This is a genomic window from Pseudactinotalea sp. (assembly GCF_048594945.1).
Classification (GTDB): domain Bacteria; phylum Actinomycetota; class Actinomycetes; order Actinomycetales; family Beutenbergiaceae; genus Pseudactinotalea.
The window spans coordinates 1-14727 of the sequence record NZ_JBMDXJ010000132.1 but is presented as its reverse complement, the minus strand read 5'-3'; the positions used below and the strand labels follow the sequence as shown (position 1 = coordinate 14727).

The following is a 14727-nucleotide window of genomic DNA, read 5'->3' as shown; positions in this document are numbered from 1 at the left end:
CCGCCGCGCCGGCCCCCCCCGGCGGCCCCCCCGCTGCCGGCGCCCCCCCCCCCGCGCCCGCCGAGACGGGGGCTTGCGGCCGAGCCCGCGGGGGCCCCCCCGCGGGCGCGGCGCTCAGCCTCGGTCTCGACGCTCGGGTCGGGCTACTAGCGTGGGCACCGTGGAACCCCTCGGCCGGCCAGGACCGCCGCTGACCGCGGAGCAGGCGGAACGATTCTCGCGTCACCTGCTGCTCCCGCAGCTCGGCGAGATCGCCCAACGCCGCCTGCTCGCAGCGCGCGTCTGCGTGATGGGTGCCGGCGGCCTCGGGTCGCCGGCGCTGCTCTACCTCGCCGCCGCGGGGGTGGGGACGCTGGGGATCGTCGACGACGACGCCGTGGACACCACCAACCTGCAGCGGCAGGTGCTGCACGGTGCCGCCGACGTGGGGCGCAGCAAGCTCGACAGCGCCACCGAACGCCTGCACGCGATCTCCCCCGACCTCCAGATCGAGCCGCACAGCGAGCGGCTCACACCCGCGAACGCGACGGACATCCTGCGCGGCTACGACCTCGTCCTCGACGGCACCGACACGTTCGAGACGCGGTACGCCGTCTCCGACGCGTGTGCGGAACTGGGCATCCCGCTGGTGTGGGGCTCGGTGCTCGCGTTCGACGCGCAGATCAGCGTGTTCTGGCCGACCTCGCCCGGCGGTGTCACCCTGCGCGACCTGTTTCCCGACCCGCCCCCGCCCGGTTCGGTGCCCTCGTGCGCCGAGGCCGGTGTGCTGGGGTCGCTCACCGGGCAGGTCGGTTCGGTGATGGCCACCGAGGCGATCAAGCTGATCACCGGCGTGGGCGAGCCGCTGCTCGGCCGGCTGCTCGTGCTCGACGGGCTCGCCCAGCGCTGGACCGAGGTCCCGTTGCGCCCTCGCGACCGAGCACAGAACCTGCCCGCAGCAGCAGCGCCGGCACCGGCGGCGGCAGCTGCTCCCGACGCCATGGATTCAGCCCAGGTCCGCCAAGCGATCGCACGCGGAGAAACGATCACATTCCTCGACGTCCGGGAGCCGTTCGAGCTCACGTCCGGTGCGATCCCCGGGAGCGTCCACGTGCCGCTCGCACCTGTCATGACCGAGGCGGGCCGAGCAGCGATACCGCGCGAGGGGATCGTGGTGGCCTACTGCCGGGTCGGACCGCGGGCCGAGCTCGCAGCCGCCCAGCTGAGGGGTGTGGGCATCGAGGCCCGGTGGCTCAAGGGTGGCTACCCGGCCTGGATCGCGGCTGAGAGTGCGCGCGCTTCATGAGCGCTCCGATCTCCGCCGACGACTACCGCGCCCGCATCCTCGCCGCCATCGAGCCCACGGCGAGCGCACCGACAGACCTGAGCGACGCCGTCGGGCTGGTCCTGGCGTCCGATCTGCTCGCTCGCGAGCAGATCCCGCCGTTCACGAACTCGGCGATGGACGGCTACGCCGTGAGAGCCGACGACGTCGCGAGCGCCGGTCCTGAGCGACCTGTCGTGCTGCCGGTCGCCGACGACGTCCCGGCCGGCCGGACCGATCGCCTCACCCTGGTCACCGGGACCGCGATCAGGATCATGACGGGCGCGCCGTTGCCCGACGGTGCGGACGCGATCGTGCCCGTGGAGGCAACCGACGGCGGGACCGAGACCGTGACGATCCGTGCTGCTGCAGCCCGCGGCGCGCACGTGCGCGGCGCAGGCGACGACCTCGCGGTCGGCGACCTGGTGCTGCGCGCCGGCACCCGGCGGACCGCACGCCACCTGGGTGCAGCCGCCGCAGCGGGCCATGGGACCCTGGACACGCACGCACGCCCCCGGGTGGCGGTGATCTCGACCGGGTCGGAGCTGGTGGAGGCGGGGCGTCCGCTCGCGTTCGGCCAGATCCCCGAGTCCAACGGCCACGTGCTCGCGGCGTCGGTGGCCGAGGCGGGTTGCGTCCCGGTGCGTGTCCCCGCGGTCCCGGACGACGAAGCCGCGCTGCGCGAGACGCTCGCCCGGCTCTCCCCCGAGGTGGACGCGATCATCCTCTCCGGTGGCGTCAGCGTGGGCGCCTACGACGTGGTCAAGGCCGTGCTCGCGCCGCTGCCGAGCATGTGGTTCGGGCCGGTGCGGATGCAGCCGGGGAAGCCGCAGGGGTGGGGTCGGCTCGAGGACGGCACGCTCGTGATCACGCTTCCCGGCAACCCGGTGAGCGTGTACGTCTCGTTCGAGGTGTTCGTGCGCTCGGCGCTGCGCCGGCTGGCGGGCGAGGCCGACGTGCAGCCGCGGTTCCTGCCGGCGCGTGCGGCCGTCGACTGGAGCAGCCCGGAGGGGCGTGAGCAGTACATGCCGGTCACGATCGATCGCCAGGGCATCAGCCCGCTCGTGCACCCGGCGTCCCGGCGCGGCTCCGGCAGCCACCTGGTGGGAGGGCTCGCGGGCGCAGACGGCCTGGCACGCGTACGCGCCGACGTCACCCAGATCCATGCCGGCGACGAGATCGAGGTCCTGGAAGGCGAACGATGAAGCTGACCCACATCGACAACGCGGGCGAAGCGCGGATGGTCGACGTCACCGAGAAGCAGCCGACGGTGCGCTCGGCCACGGCCTCGGCGCTGGTGGCGTGCGCACCGCACGTGGTCGCGGCGCTGCGCGACGACAGCGTGCCCAAGGGCGACGTGCTCGCCGTCGCCCGGATCGCGGGGATCGCCGCCGCCAAGAAGACGCCCGACCTGCTCCCCCTGGCGCACGTGATCGGGGTGCACGGGGCCGTGGTGGACCTCGAGGTCACCGACGACGGCCTCGCGATCCGCGCAGAAGTCCGCACCGCCGATCGCACCGGCGTCGAGATGGAGGCTCTGACCGCTGCCTCGGTGGCCGCGCTCGCCGTCGTCGACATGGTCAAGGCGCTCGACAAGGGCACCGAGATCGCGCACGTGCGACTGGAGGCCAAGACCGGTGGCAAGTCAGGTGACTGGCACCGCTGAGGTGATCGACGCCGTCGTGCTCGCCGGCGGCCGCAGCACCCGGCTGGGCGGGCACGACAAGGCCGCGCTGACGCTCGATGGCGAGCGGCTGGTCGACCGCACCATCGCCGCCGCACGGCAGGCGGGTGCGGGGCGCGTGGTCGTGGTGGGGCCGGAACCACTGGCTCCGGGGGTCCCTGTGGTGCAGGAACACCCGCCGTTCGGCGGCCCCGTGGCCGGTCTGGCGGTCGGCCTCTCCGCGCTCGGCGAGGGCTCGACGGCGGTGCTCGTGCTGGCGTGTGATCTCGCCGACCCGGTCGTGGCGGTGGGCGCGCTGATGGCCGCCCGGGACCCGGCCGGCGATGGGACGTACCTCGTGGACGAGGCGGGTCGTCCGCAGTGGTTGACCGGGATCTACCGGCGGGCCGCGCTGGCGGAGGCGCTCACCGCGCTCGGTGACCCGACCGGGCATTCGGCGCGGCGGCTGCTCACGGGGCTGGCCCTCACGGGAGTGGACGTCGGCGCTTCGGCAGCGGCGGACATCGACACCTGGGAGGATCTGAGGATCGCCCGTCGCCGCCGAGCCGGAGGAGGCCCCGATGAGTGAGTCCCGCTCGCTGCCCCAGATCCAGGACTGGATCGAGCACCTGTGCACCACGCTCGACGTGGACAGTTCCGCCGTCGAGCTGCGCGCGCTGCTGGACATGACGCGAGACGTCGCCCACCACGTGGACCGCCCGGCCGCGCCGGTCAGCGCGTTCATCGTGGGGCTGGCCGCGGCGCGCGAGGGCGGTATGCGCGAGGCCGTGCTGGCGGCGTCCGAGCGTGCCGCGACCGCTGCCCGCACGTGGGAGCGGTCATGACCCAGGTGCGCTACTTCGCGGCTGCGGCGGAAGCGGCCGGCATCCAGAGCGAGTCGGTCCACGCCGCCACGGTGGGCGATCTTCGCGCCCGCCTGATCGCCGCCCACGGCCCCGACCTCGAGCGGGTGCTCACCCGCTGCGCGATCCTCGTGGACGGCCGCCGCATCGACGACCCCGGTGCCCCGATCGCCGACGCCGATGTGGTCGACATCCTGCCGCCGTTCGCGGGCGGCTGACCTCAGGCGAGGCTGCCCTCACGGTGTCGAGATCGCGGTCAGCCCAACGTACCGATCGCATCGCCCAGGTACGTACGAACGCCGTCGGCCACAGCGGGGCTCGCGCCGCCGATCAACCACGGGCGGGCCACGGCGGGGTCGTACCTGGTGCCGTCGGCGCGCTGGATGGTGCCGCCCACCTCGCTGAGCAGCAGCAGCCCGGGTGCGTGATCCCACGCCTTGGCGTGCGCGAAGACGATGAAGTCGATATCGCCCGCGGCCAGGTGCGAGTAGTCGACACCGGCGCAGAACCAGGTCTCGCGCACCGGCGCGAGCCCGTCGAACTCGCCGTCGCGGATCTGGGACTGCGAGCTGATACCGCGCCAGGAGTTCGAGTCTGCAGACGGCGCCAGCAGCGGCAGTCGCTCACCGTTGCGGTAGGCGCCCGCACCCTTCTCCGCGACGAACGCGAGCTGGTGCTCGGGCTGCCAGATCCAGCTCCGCACCACCTCGCCGGAGCGGAGCTCGGCGACCATCACCGCGTGGTCGGCCTTGCCGTGCACGAAGTTGTAGGTGCCGTCGATCGGATCGATCGTGAACGAGTGCTCGGCACCGGCGAACACCTCCAGCAGGCTGGGGTCGGCCGCGGCGGCCTCCTCGCCGAGGATCATCGCGTCCGGGTAGGCACGGCGCAGCGCCGCGGTGATGACCTTCTCGGACTCCCGGTCGGCCACGGTCACGAGATCGCCCGGGTGGTCCTTCACGAAGACCTCCCCCTCGGCGAGCGCTCGGAATCGGGGGGTGATCACATCGACGGCGGTCTGCTTCAGCAGATCAAGGACGGCCTCAGTCTCCACGTGCCACCACGTTAGTGCAGTCCTCCCATGGCCAGCGGCGACGTCCGCAGGTCGGCGGTGGGTACGGCTCGGCGATCGGTGAGTGCGCACATCCCCGGTGGGTGCGCACCGTGCACTGTGCGCACTCACCGGGGCGCACTCAGGGCTGATCGAGCGCGGCTGGCACGTTCCAGGACCGGATCGCGGGCTCTTCGCGCTCGTACTCGAGCACGCTGAGGGATCCGGCGTCGAGCAGCAGCTTCGCGCCCATACGCGGCTCCTGCTGCAGGAACACGGTGGCGAGTACACGCGAGCAGTGACCGTGACCGACCAGGGCGACGTCGCCGTCGGCCATCGCCGCCAACGCGCGCTTGACCACGCGCGAGGCGCGGCCGGCGACCTCCTCGACGGTCTCGCCGGGCGTCTCGCCCGGCACCACGCCGTCACGGAACACGCTCCAGTCATAGCCGAGGCGATCCCGGATCTCGGCGGTCGTGAGGCCCTCGTAGCCGCCGTAATCCCACTCGCGCAGATCCTCGTCGACCTCGGGCTCCAGGCCCGCAAGCTCGGCGGTGCGGCGAGCGCGCTGCAGCGGCGAGCACAGCGTGAGCACGAAGGTGAAGTCCGCCAGCGCATCAGCAACGGCGCGCGCCTGCTGCTCGCCGCGCGGCGTCAGCGGGATGTCGGTGGTGCCGGTGTGCTGCCCCGAGCGCGACCACTCCGTCTCCCCGTGCCGCAGCAGTACCAGCCGGCCCGACGGCATCGTGCGCATCACTGTCATCAGGCCAGCATCTCAGCCGCCGATCGCCGACATCGGGCGATCGGGCTGCAGAAACCCCGGCTCGTCGATGCCGTGCCCAGGCAGCTTGCCGGCGATGCAGGCGTGCATGAGGCGCGCGACGTCGTCGTCCGTCCCGCCGCTGCGCAGCAGCCCGGCGAGGTCGGACTCGGTGCGGGCGAAGAGACAGTTGCGCAACTGGCCGTCCGCCGTCAGCCGGACCCGGTCGCAGGCACCGCAGAACGGCCGCGTGACCGAGCGGATCACACCCACCGTGCTCGGGCCCTCGTCCACGAGGAAGCGCTCGGCCGGAGCGGCGCCGCGTCCGGGCAGCTCGGTGAGCGCGAACTCCTGCTCGAGCGCGGCGAGGATCTCCTCGCCGGTCACCATCTCGGGGCGCGACCAGATGTGGCCCGCGTCGAGCGGCATCTGCTCGATGAACCGCAGCTCGAGGCCGTTCTCGACGGCGTAGCGCAACAAGGCGGTGATCTCACCGTCGTTGACTCCTCGCATCGCGACCGTGTTGAGCTTGATCGGCGCGAACCCGGCGGCGATCGCGGCCTCGATGCCGGCGATCGTGTCGTCGAAGCGGTCTCGGCGGGTGAGCGTCTTGAACACCCCGCGGTCGAGGGTGTCGAGGCTGATGTTGAGCCGCGCCAGTCCCGCCTCCCGCAGCGGCTCCGCCAGCGTGGGCAACCGCAACGCGTTGGTGGTCATCGAGACCTCCAACGGCCCCTGCTCCCCCTCGATCGCGGCCATCCGTCGCACCACCTCCACGGCGTCGGGCCGCAGCAGCGGCTCACCGCCGGTCAGCCGCACCTCCACGATCCCCAGCGCGGCCGCGACCTCCGCCACCCGCACCAGCTCGTCGGTGGTGAGGATGTTCTCCCGCGCCAGCCACGGCACCCCCTCGGCCGGCATGCAGTAGGTGCAGCGCAGGTTGCACACATCGGTGAGCGAGATGCGCAGGTCGCGGTGCACGCGGCCGTGCTTGTCGACGAGAGGGCCGCGGAGTGAGGACGAGACTCCGACGCCCCGCCCCTCCGGTCGCGCACCGACACTCGCTCCGGTCCTCGCTCCGCTCCGGTCCTCACTCGCTGGTGCGCTCATGCCGAGCCGACCCATGTGTGCGAACCATCCGCCAGCACCTGCTTCTTCCACACCGGCAACTCGGCCTTGACGGCCTCGACCAGCGCGCGACAGGCGTCGAACGCCTCACCGCGATGGGCGTCGGCGGCAGCGACCACGATCGCGACGTCGCCCACGGCCAGCACACCCACCCGGTGACTCACCGCCAGGCGCACGCCTTCGAACTCCATCGCGACCCGCTCGGCAATCTCTGCCAACGCGCCCGCAGCGTCCGGGTGCGCCGAGTACTCGAGCTCCACCACTTCACCCGCCGCGTCCGGGCTGTGATCGCGCACGGTCCCCACGAACGAGGCGACGGCACCCACCGCCGAGGTGCGGACGGCATCGAGGTGAGCTCCGACGTCGAGCGCCCGATCGCTCAGCTCCGCGAGCATCACCTCAGCCATGGTCGCCTCCCTCGAGCTGCGCGAGCAGATGCTCCAGCAGCGGCAGCACCACCGCGAGCGCGTCGGCGACCCCACCCGGCGAACCAGGCGCGTTGACCACCACGCACGAGCCCACGGTGCCGACCAGGCCCCGGGTGAGCACCGCCGTCGGGACATGGCGCGACCCCACGCGACGGATCTCCTCGGCGACACCCGGCAGGGTGCGCTCGAGCACCTCGGCCGTGGCCTCGGGCGTGACATCGCGGGGCGAGACACCGGTGCCGCCGGTCGTTAGCACGAGTCGAGCACCGCCGTCGATGGCGGCCCGCAAGGCGTCACGGACGGGTGAGACGCCGTCAGGAACCACCTGGGCCGGCTCGACGGCGTAGCCCGCCTCGGTCAGCAGGCTCACCGCGCGAGGCCCGGAGAGATCCTCGGCCGTGCCGGCCGAGCAGCGGTCGGAGACCGTGATCACGACCGCGCGGTGGGTACCCATCCACTCAGAGTAGGCGCCCGGGAGGCGGACTCGCCGTCAGGTCCCGGCGTAGCATGGGCGCGATCGGACGAGGGGATGAGCAGCAGGTGGGAAGCACCGAGGCTCCGCAGTGGCTGCTCTCAGCCTGGCGGCGCAGTGTCGAGGCGGTCGGCGCCACCGCCGACCGCGCGGCGATCGAACGCACCGGTCAGGGGCTGATCGAGCGGTGGACCTCCTCCGAGCGTGTCCACCACAACCTCAAGCGACTCATCGGCGTGCTGGCGCGCGTGGACGAGGTGGCGGCGGAGACGCACGATCCCGACGTGGTCCGGATTGCCGCCTGGTACCACGGTGCGGTGTTCACGAGCGCGGCGCAGCACGCCTACGCGCACCGAGGCGGGGCGGACGCGGAGGGGTCGGCGGAGCTGGCACGCACCGAGCTCGGTGCCCTCGGCGTGCCGGCCGCAGCGATCGAGCGGGTCGGGACCCTCATTGGGTACCTCTCACGCCACGTGGCGCCCGCCGACGACATCGACGCGCAGGCGCTGTGCGACGCCGATCTCGGCGGGCTGGCCGCCGAGCCGCAGCGATACGAGGCCTACCGGCGCGAGGTGCGCGCGGAGTACAGCCACATCCCTGAGCGCGACTACGTCGAGGCACGGCTGGCGATCGTGGGCCGGTTGCTGGACCGCCGGGCGCTCTTCGCGAGCCCGCTGGGGCGCTCGTGGGAGAACGCCGCGCGTGACAACCTCCGAGCCGAGCTGGCGCGACTGCAGCACGAGCTGGACGGGCTCCCCGAGCGGGGCGAGGGCGAGGAATCGCACGTCGCGGAGATCGTCGCCGCGAAGATGGCGGTCTTCGACTCCGCAGATGCGGCGGACGCCGCCGCGGTCGCCGCCGAGCCGGCGCCGCTCACCGCGGCCGACCGGGTGGACGTCGCACGACGGGCGGCGCGCGAGCGCGCCAACGCGCGGCGGGCCGCGCTCGCTGCCGACCGCGAGCGGCGGCGGGTCGAGAAGGAGGAGCGCGCCGCACGCAAGGCACGCGAGCGCGAAGCGGCGCGCAGCGGCATCGGCGATGACGACGACGGCTCCTCGATGTCAAGGCCGCCGACCCGCTGACCCGTTGTCCACAGGTGCAGCCCGATGCACCTGTATCCACAGCACCCCCTCGCACGATCGGCGGCGCCGCGCGTGGCATCCGTAGCGTCGCTGCAGCGGCGTCGCACCGGTGACGCCCCCAGCGAAGGGACGGATGGACATGGCACGTTTCGAGGTCGACAGTGGTGAGATCCTCCGCGCGAGCGGGAACACCCGCACGTCGGCGGCGGCGATCCGCAGCGAGGTCAGCGCGATGATGGGTCACCTGACCGCGCTGCAGGACTCCTGGCGTGGCGGGGCGTCGAGCGCGTTCAGCGCTGTGCTCGCCGTCTGGCGTGCCACGCAGCATCAGGTCGAGAGCTCGCTGGACTCCATCGCGATGTGCCTCGATGCCGGTTCCCGGCAGTACGAGGAGGCCGAGACCAGTGCGATGCGGATGTTCGCCCGCTGAGCGCAGCTCGCCGTGGCTGCTGGTCGGTGAGGCTGTCCTGCGCGCAGCCGTGCTGCGTGCGGCGGTGCTGCGTGCGGCGATGCTCGGCGCGGCCACGCCGAGCGGCTCACGCCTAGGGTGTGAGCGTGGCCGTGCTCATCGATCCCGCTCGATGGCCGGCGCACGGCACGGTGTTCGCGCACCTGGTCTCGGACACCTCGCTCGCGGAGCTGCACGCGTTCGCGGAGCGCGCCGGGCTGAACCGGCGAGCGTTCGACCGCGATCACTACGACGTGTCGGAGTCGCGACGCGAGGAGCTGATCACGCTCGGAGCGGAACCGGTGAGTGGGGCGGAACTGATCCGGCGGCTGCGCGCCAGTGGGCTCCGGGTGACGTCGCGGGAGCGGCCCGAGCATGCGGCGTTCGTGTTGCGACGGCGATGGCCGGCCGCGCTGGCGTCGGTCGGCGCGGTGCGGGACGAGCTGCTCGAGCGTTGGTCGGAGCAGCACCGGCACTATCACGACGTCACGCACCTCTTGGCGGTGCTCGACGCGCTGGCGACGCTGGCGCCCTCGGGCGCGCCACTGGTGGTGGAGCTCGCGGCGTGGTTCCACGACGCCATCTACGACGGGGTCCCAGGTTCCGACGAGGAGGCATCGGCGGTGCTCGCCGAGAGGTCGCTGGCCGGGGTCCTCCCCGACGCCGAGGTCGCCGAGGTGGGCAGGCTTGTGCGAGTGACCGCCGACCACGCCCCAGCAGCCGAAGACTCGCACGGCGCGCTGCTGTGCGATGCCGACCTCGCCGTACTCGGCGGCAGTCCCGCCCGCTACGACCGTTACGTCGCCGCCGTGCGGCAGGACTACGCCCACGTCGCTGACGCCGACTGGCGCGCCGGGCGTGCCGCCGTGCTGCGCACGTTGCTCGACCTCGACCCGCTCTACCGGACCGACCGCGGTCGCGAGCGGTGGCAACCACAGGCCGAGGCGAACCTGCGTCGCGAACTCGCGGCGCTCACGGGCTGAGCGGCCCGCACTCGATCGATCGGCTCACCACGGAGCCGGTCCAGCCGGCTCCGCGCCACGTGCGCGACCGGTCCTTTCACGCACCCAGAGATCGGAGAACTCCCATGTCCGCTCCACTGCACGCAGTCACCGCACTCGACGCCCCCAGCACCGATGCGAGCCCTCACGAGCATGCCGCGCGCCTGATCCGGGAGACCAGTACGTTCGCGGCCGCCGCCGGGAGCACGGTCCGCGACACCCCGGCACCGCTGTTCCGGCTGCTGGTACTCGCCTGCCTGCTCGCCGCGCCGGTCCAGCACACCACGGCGATCCGCGCCTCGCGCGCGCTGCGTCCGTTCACCCGCACTCCGGCGGCACTCGCGGAGTCCGATCCCGCCGACGTCTCTCGGGCGCTGACCCTGGCGGGCTACTGGCGCTTCCACCACACCAAGGCGGCGCTGCTGGTGCAAGCGGGCGCGGACGTGCTGGAGCGGTGCTCCGGCGACCTCAGGCGGCTCTCTGCCACCGCCGACTCCGCCGAGGACCTGCACCGGCTGCTTCGTCGCATCCCCGGGGTCGGCACGCAGGCCGCCCACATCGTGCTGCGCGAGGCGCAGGGTGTCTGGCCCGACGTCGCGCCCTACCTGGACGAGCGCGTGCTGCGCGGCGCCGCAACGCTCGGCCTGCCCGCCCACCCGGAGGAGCTCGCGGACCTCGTCGACCCGTTCGACCTCCCCCGCCTCGCCGCCGCCTGCGTGCGCGCCACCCTCGGCGGGGGAAGCCGCGAATAGTGTTGGACATTAAGTGGTCGGAGTGAGACGATGGAGTCCGCACGGTTTCAGTTCACGAGGTCTGCTCGGAAGTACAAGATTGGTCGCCAGGCAGCGCGCGAAGCGCTTCTCGATGCAGGTGAGCCTCGACACGACGAAGAAGGAAAGTTGGTCTGGGTCGGCACTGACAAGCGTGGCCGAGAACTCCACATTGTCGGGGTACCACTCCCCGACGAGGACCTCGTCCTCATCATTCACGTCATGCCCACCGCGTTCTTCATGGGCCACGAGGAAGGAGAGCACGATGGGCGAAGCACGTGAGTACACCGTCACGACGGGCAGCGAGTTCATCCAGGGCGACGCCGAACTCGACGACACCGGGCGAACGTGGCCTGACGGCACACCTCTGACCGAAGCCACCACCGAGGCGTACACGGTGGCGCAGCGCCGCCGCGGGCGTCCGTCACTCTCCGGCGAAGGACGACCCTCCCCCCAGGTTGCCTTTCGCGTCCCGGAGCACGTACGAGCGCGGGCCGAGGCAGTGGCAGCCAGCGAAGGTCGCTCGATCTCCGCACTCGCGCGCGCCGCACTTGAGGAGTACCTCGCCGCGCGCTCAGCCTGACCGCCGGTCACCGACGCGCACGGACCCAGACGGCCACCGCGTCGGCGGTGTCGGCCGGGCTCACCTCCGCCGTGTCGACGACCGTGTCGATGTTCTCGCGCAGCCATCGGCCGAACGCGATCTGCTCATCGATGTCACGGGCGCGCCAGCCGGGCCGCGCTTCGATCCGGCGCGCACGCTCCTCGTCCGGGCAGTCGAGCGCGAGCGCATGGATCTCGCTGATCCACGTTCGCCCCGGCATCTCCTCCAACTGCTCGGGGAAGAACGGTCCGAGCAGCAGCGCGTCGAGACCGTTCTGAGTCACCCCGTGCGCCACATGCAGCCAGAGGTCACGGAAGGTCGGCCAGTCCACCTGTCCATGCGGAGCGGACCGTGCCAGCGGGTCGATGAGCCAGTCGACATCGAAGACCACGCACTCGCCGGCGAGCCGCTCCACCAGCAACGGCAGCAACGTCGTCTTCTCCACTTGGTGCTTCTGACGCACCTCAACAGTGGAGGTGATGCCCTGATGAACAGGGATTTTGTGGCGAACGAGCCCGCGGAAGCGGGCACGAACCCGAGGGCCGTGGTCTACGTCCGGGTTGGTGCGAAGGCACCGACTCCGAAGACCGAAGACGCCCTCTTGACGCAGCAGGAAGCGTGCCGGGAGTGGTGTGAGCGGCACGGCTTCGAGGTGGTCGAGTCGGGTGAGTTCCGATGAGCGTGAGCGTGCTGGAACGTCGCCCGGACACGGCCCCGGCCGAGCTGGTGGAGCAGGTCTTGATCTACCTGCGGATCAGCGAAGACCGGACGGGCGAGGAGGCCGGGGTCGAGCGACAACGGGCCGACTGCCTGTCGCTCTGCGCCCGTCTCGGGTTGGCAGTGACGGACGAGGACGTGTTCATGGACAACGACACGTCGGCGTACCTGAACAAGAAGCGGCCCGATTTCGACAAGATGCTCGCCCGGATCAAGACGGGTCCCTCGCGAGTGGTGGTGTGGCACGTTGACCGGCTCTACCGGCGTCCGCGCGAGCTGGAAGACCTGATCGACCTCGTGGAGTCCCACCCGATCCGCATTGAGGCCGTGATGGGCGGGGCGTTCGACCTGAACACGCACGAGGGCCGGCTGATGGCCCGCCAGCTCGTCGCGATGGCCGCCTACGAATCCGGGCACAAGGCCGACCGTATCCGCCGCGCGAACCGCCAGAAGGCCGAGCGCGGCGACTGGCACGGCGCCGCGAAGTTCGGCTACGGCAACGGTGGTGTCCTGATCCCGGAGGAGGCGGTCGTGGTCCGCAAAATGGCCGACAGGTTCCTCGCGGGTCAGTCGCTCCGGTCGATCACGAAGTGGCTGAACGAGGAGTCCGGTGTGCCGTCGCCGCGGGCCGGGAAAGGCACGCTCGGGGTGTGGCACGCGACCACGGTGAAGTCGATCCTCGTCTCCGCGCGAATCTCGGGACAGCGGGCCTACGAGCCGTCTCTGAAACGCGGCGACGGCCCGAACGGCCGGGAGATACTGGGGCCGGGCAACTGGGAGGCGATCATTACCCCCGCAGAGACGACCCGCATCCGGGCGATGCTCGGAAGTCCCGACCGTCGCGTGGGCGCGTCCTCGGTCACGCTGCTGTCCACCATCGCGACGTGCGGTAAGTGCGGTGCGGGGCTCGTCTCGGGGCGACACTCGGGCCATAGCTCGCCGGGCAAGCGGTTCTACTACCGCTGTATGCCCGTGCCCGCCTACCCGGAGCGTGGGGGTCTGACCGTCTCCGGCCCGAGCCTGGAGCGGCTGGTCAGCGGTGCCGTTATCGCGCGGCTCGCTGTCACCGAGCTCCCCTCGGTATCCCCCGACTCCTCCGGCGTGGTTGGGGCGGCGATGAACCGTATCGTGGCTGCGCGGGCGCGGCTGGAAGACCTGGCCCGCGACTACGGGGCGGGTGTTCTGAGCCGGGCCGAGTTCCATGCGGCGCGTGTGGCCGCGCAGGGGGCGATTCACGACGCGGAGCTCGCGCTGGGGAAGGTGAACCGCACAAGCGCCCTGAAAGGGCTCCCCATCGGGGACGAGGCGGCTCTGAGGCACGCCTGGGGCGAGGAGTGGTCGATTCCGCAGAAGCGGGCGATTCTGACCTCGCTGATCGACACGCTCGTCGTCAACCCTGATCCGAACTGCGGCTCACGGTTCCGACCCGAGCGAGTCGAGCTGCTATTCAAGGCGTAGCCGCGGCGCGAGGGAGCCCGCTCACCTTCCGAGGTGTAGCGGGCTCCTTTGCGTTGTCGGCCTGCGATCCTCACGCGGGATGCTCGGCAAGATCGCGCAGCTTGGCGAGGGTCACGGGGTCCTCCACCGCGAACGGTACGCCCGTTGCCTCGCACGCCTCGCGAGCCCAGGCTGCGATGTCGAAGCCTTCCGGGATCGCGGCTTCCTCTTGTGCGGTCGCGGTGGGATCGGACATCGCAGCGCGGTGGTTGCCGGCTGCGGACGACCGGATCATGGCGGCTCTCCGGTCGCGGGATTCAGCCCGGCGAAGAACGCCTCCTCAGCCTCGCGGCGTGCCTGCACATCATCGAGGACGAACTGCACGAAGTCCTGATCGCGGTCCTCGATGATCCGGTCCTCGACGGGCTCGGAGGGGTCTTCTCCGGGCCATGCGGTCTGGCGGGTGGGACGGTCGCGGTCCAGTCGGGTGCCGCACGCGGCGACCCAATCGCGGAGCCGCTGTCGGGCGTCCGCGAAGTCGCGGTGCCACCCCAGCGGTGCCGAGGCGTTCTGCTCGGGGTCGTAGGCCGCGAGCCAATGCAGGTGCAGGGCGCTGAGCTCCCACACGAGCTCAGGGTGACGATGCCAGAACGGGGGCAGCACCGAGGCCGGAAGCCCGTAGGTACGGCGCAGCCAGTCGGTCCACTTGTTGAGCTCCAGCCACTCTGCCTCGGCCTCGTCCGCCGTGAGCAGGTTCCAGTTGATCGGGTGGGGCGGTTCGGGCAGTAGTGGCTCTCCGAAGCCGTCTGCCGGATCGTCGCCGGGAGGCACGGCCTCGGGCGGCTCGGGAGGGTTTTTCTCGTCGGTCATCGTCGGCTCACATCGCCAGCGCGGGCGCGCCCTGTCGGGACACGGCCGGAGATGCGAACTCGGGCGGAACTTCCCGGCTGCGCCTCGTGCTCTCGGCGGGCGCGGCGGCTGTGACGGCGTGCTCGTGCTG

General features: G+C 71.8%; 20 protein-coding genes. 12 read left to right on the top strand and 8 right to left on the bottom strand.

Annotated features, from left to right (window positions below; translation table 11 throughout):
- The first annotated feature begins 160 nt into the window (after positions 1 to 160).
- From ACOJSN_RS06345 to ACOJSN_RS06320, 6 genes are read left to right on the top strand one after another with little or no spacing between them, the layout of a single operon-like run.
- On the top strand, positions 161 to 1285 hold the full coding sequence (locus ACOJSN_RS06345; protein WP_420111667.1) for a ThiF family adenylyltransferase: 1125 nt from the start codon (positions 161 to 163) through the stop codon (positions 1283 to 1285).
- On the top strand, positions 1282 to 2508 hold the full coding sequence (gene glp / locus ACOJSN_RS06340; protein WP_420111666.1) for a gephyrin-like molybdotransferase Glp: 1227 nt from the start codon (positions 1282 to 1284) through the stop codon (positions 2506 to 2508). The genes ACOJSN_RS06345 and glp overlap by 4 nt, the downstream gene beginning before the upstream one ends.
- Entirely contained in the window at positions 2505 to 2969 is a 465-nt protein-coding gene (gene moaC / locus ACOJSN_RS06335) for a cyclic pyranopterin monophosphate synthase MoaC (RefSeq protein ID WP_420111665.1), read from the top strand. Before glp ends, moaC begins: the two co-directional genes overlap by 4 nt.
- Positions 2953 to 3555: a molybdenum cofactor guanylyltransferase gene (mobA, locus tag ACOJSN_RS06330; RefSeq protein WP_420111664.1), complete on the top strand. Its 603-nt coding sequence runs from the start codon at positions 2953 to 2955 to the stop codon at positions 3553 to 3555. The genes moaC and mobA overlap by 17 nt, the downstream gene beginning before the upstream one ends.
- Complete coding sequence (locus ACOJSN_RS06325) at positions 3548 to 3811, top strand: DUF6457 domain-containing protein (protein ID WP_420111663.1); 264 nt, start codon at positions 3548 to 3550, stop codon at positions 3809 to 3811. Before mobA ends, ACOJSN_RS06325 begins: the two co-directional genes overlap by 8 nt.
- The gene (locus ACOJSN_RS06320) at positions 3808 to 4047 is read left to right on the top strand and encodes a MoaD/ThiS family protein (protein ID WP_420111662.1); all 240 of its coding nucleotides are present in this window, start codon (positions 3808 to 3810) and stop codon (positions 4045 to 4047) included. Before ACOJSN_RS06325 ends, ACOJSN_RS06320 begins: the two co-directional genes overlap by 4 nt.
- A 38-nt stretch (positions 4048 to 4085) precedes the next feature.
- On the opposite strand, the gene ACOJSN_RS06315 is transcribed toward ACOJSN_RS06320, so the two are convergent.
- The 5 genes from ACOJSN_RS06315 to ACOJSN_RS06295 form a co-directional block, all read right to left on the bottom strand.
- Entirely contained in the window at positions 4086 to 4883 is a 798-nt protein-coding gene (locus ACOJSN_RS06315) for an inositol monophosphatase family protein (protein ID WP_420111661.1), read from the bottom strand.
- Positions 4884 to 5022: 139 nt separating this feature from the next.
- The gene (locus ACOJSN_RS06310; RefSeq protein ID WP_420111660.1) at positions 5023 to 5643 is read right to left on the bottom strand and encodes a histidine phosphatase family protein; all 621 of its coding nucleotides are present in this window, start codon (positions 5641 to 5643) and stop codon (positions 5023 to 5025) included.
- Between the two features lie 12 nt (positions 5644 to 5655).
- Entirely contained in the window at positions 5656 to 6765 is a 1110-nt protein-coding gene (moaA, locus tag ACOJSN_RS06305; RefSeq protein ID WP_420111659.1) for a GTP 3',8-cyclase MoaA, read from the bottom strand.
- A complete protein-coding gene (locus ACOJSN_RS06300; protein WP_420111658.1) occupies positions 6747 to 7175 on the bottom strand; it encodes a molybdenum cofactor biosynthesis protein MoaE in 429 nt (142 codons plus the stop codon). Before ACOJSN_RS06300 ends, moaA begins: the two co-directional genes overlap by 19 nt.
- Positions 7168 to 7650, bottom strand: coding sequence for a MogA/MoaB family molybdenum cofactor biosynthesis protein (locus tag ACOJSN_RS06295; protein WP_420111657.1), 483 nt, complete (start codon positions 7648 to 7650; stop codon positions 7168 to 7170). The genes ACOJSN_RS06300 and ACOJSN_RS06295 overlap by 8 nt, the downstream gene beginning before the upstream one ends.
- An 86-nt stretch (positions 7651 to 7736) precedes the next feature.
- On the opposite strand from ACOJSN_RS06295, the gene ACOJSN_RS06290 reads away from it, so the two are divergent.
- The 5 genes from ACOJSN_RS06290 (at position 7737) to ACOJSN_RS06270 (ending at position 11552) form a co-directional block, all read left to right on the top strand.
- On the top strand, positions 7737 to 8750 hold the full coding sequence (locus tag ACOJSN_RS06290) for a hypothetical protein (protein ID WP_420111656.1): 1014 nt from the start codon (positions 7737 to 7739) through the stop codon (positions 8748 to 8750).
- 139 nt (positions 8751 to 8889) lie between these two features.
- Positions 8890 to 9180: a WXG100 family type VII secretion target gene (locus ACOJSN_RS06285; RefSeq protein WP_420111655.1), complete on the top strand. Its 291-nt coding sequence runs from the start codon at positions 8890 to 8892 to the stop codon at positions 9178 to 9180.
- 125 nt (positions 9181 to 9305) lie between these two features.
- The gene (locus tag ACOJSN_RS06280) at positions 9306 to 10181 is read left to right on the top strand and encodes a DUF4031 domain-containing protein (protein ID WP_420111654.1); all 876 of its coding nucleotides are present in this window, start codon (positions 9306 to 9308) and stop codon (positions 10179 to 10181) included.
- Between the two features lie 104 nt (positions 10182 to 10285).
- Positions 10286 to 10951, top strand: coding sequence for an endonuclease (locus ACOJSN_RS06275; RefSeq protein WP_420111653.1), 666 nt, complete (start codon positions 10286 to 10288; stop codon positions 10949 to 10951).
- Between the two features lie 283 nt (positions 10952 to 11234).
- Positions 11235 to 11552, top strand: a complete 318-nt coding sequence (locus tag ACOJSN_RS06270; RefSeq protein ID WP_420111652.1) for a hypothetical protein — start codon at positions 11235 to 11237, stop codon at positions 11550 to 11552.
- 7 nt (positions 11553 to 11559) lie between these two features.
- Here the strand turns inward: ACOJSN_RS06270 and ACOJSN_RS06265 are convergent, their stop codons facing one another.
- The gene (locus ACOJSN_RS06265) at positions 11560 to 12036 is read right to left on the bottom strand and encodes a hypothetical protein (protein ID WP_420111651.1); all 477 of its coding nucleotides are present in this window, start codon (positions 12034 to 12036) and stop codon (positions 11560 to 11562) included.
- Positions 12037 to 12248: 212 nt separating this feature from the next.
- Here ACOJSN_RS06265 and ACOJSN_RS06260 point away from each other — a divergent pair, with 212 nt between their 5' ends.
- Complete coding sequence (locus tag ACOJSN_RS06260; protein WP_420111650.1) at positions 12249 to 13748, top strand: recombinase family protein; 1500 nt, start codon at positions 12249 to 12251, stop codon at positions 13746 to 13748.
- A 70-nt stretch (positions 13749 to 13818) separates the two neighbouring features.
- Here the strand turns inward: ACOJSN_RS06260 and ACOJSN_RS06255 are convergent, their stop codons facing one another.
- Both ACOJSN_RS06255 and ACOJSN_RS06250 read right to left on the bottom strand, forming a co-directional pair.
- Positions 13819 to 13983 carry a hypothetical protein gene (locus ACOJSN_RS06255; RefSeq protein WP_420111649.1) on the bottom strand — a complete coding sequence of 55 codons (165 nt, stop codon included), beginning with the start codon at positions 13981 to 13983 and terminating at the stop codon, positions 13819 to 13821.
- Positions 13984 to 14018: 35 nt separating this feature from the next.
- The gene (locus ACOJSN_RS06250; RefSeq protein ID WP_420111648.1) at positions 14019 to 14597 is read right to left on the bottom strand and encodes a hypothetical protein; all 579 of its coding nucleotides are present in this window, start codon (positions 14595 to 14597) and stop codon (positions 14019 to 14021) included.
- Positions 14598 to 14727 lie beyond the last annotated feature (130 nt).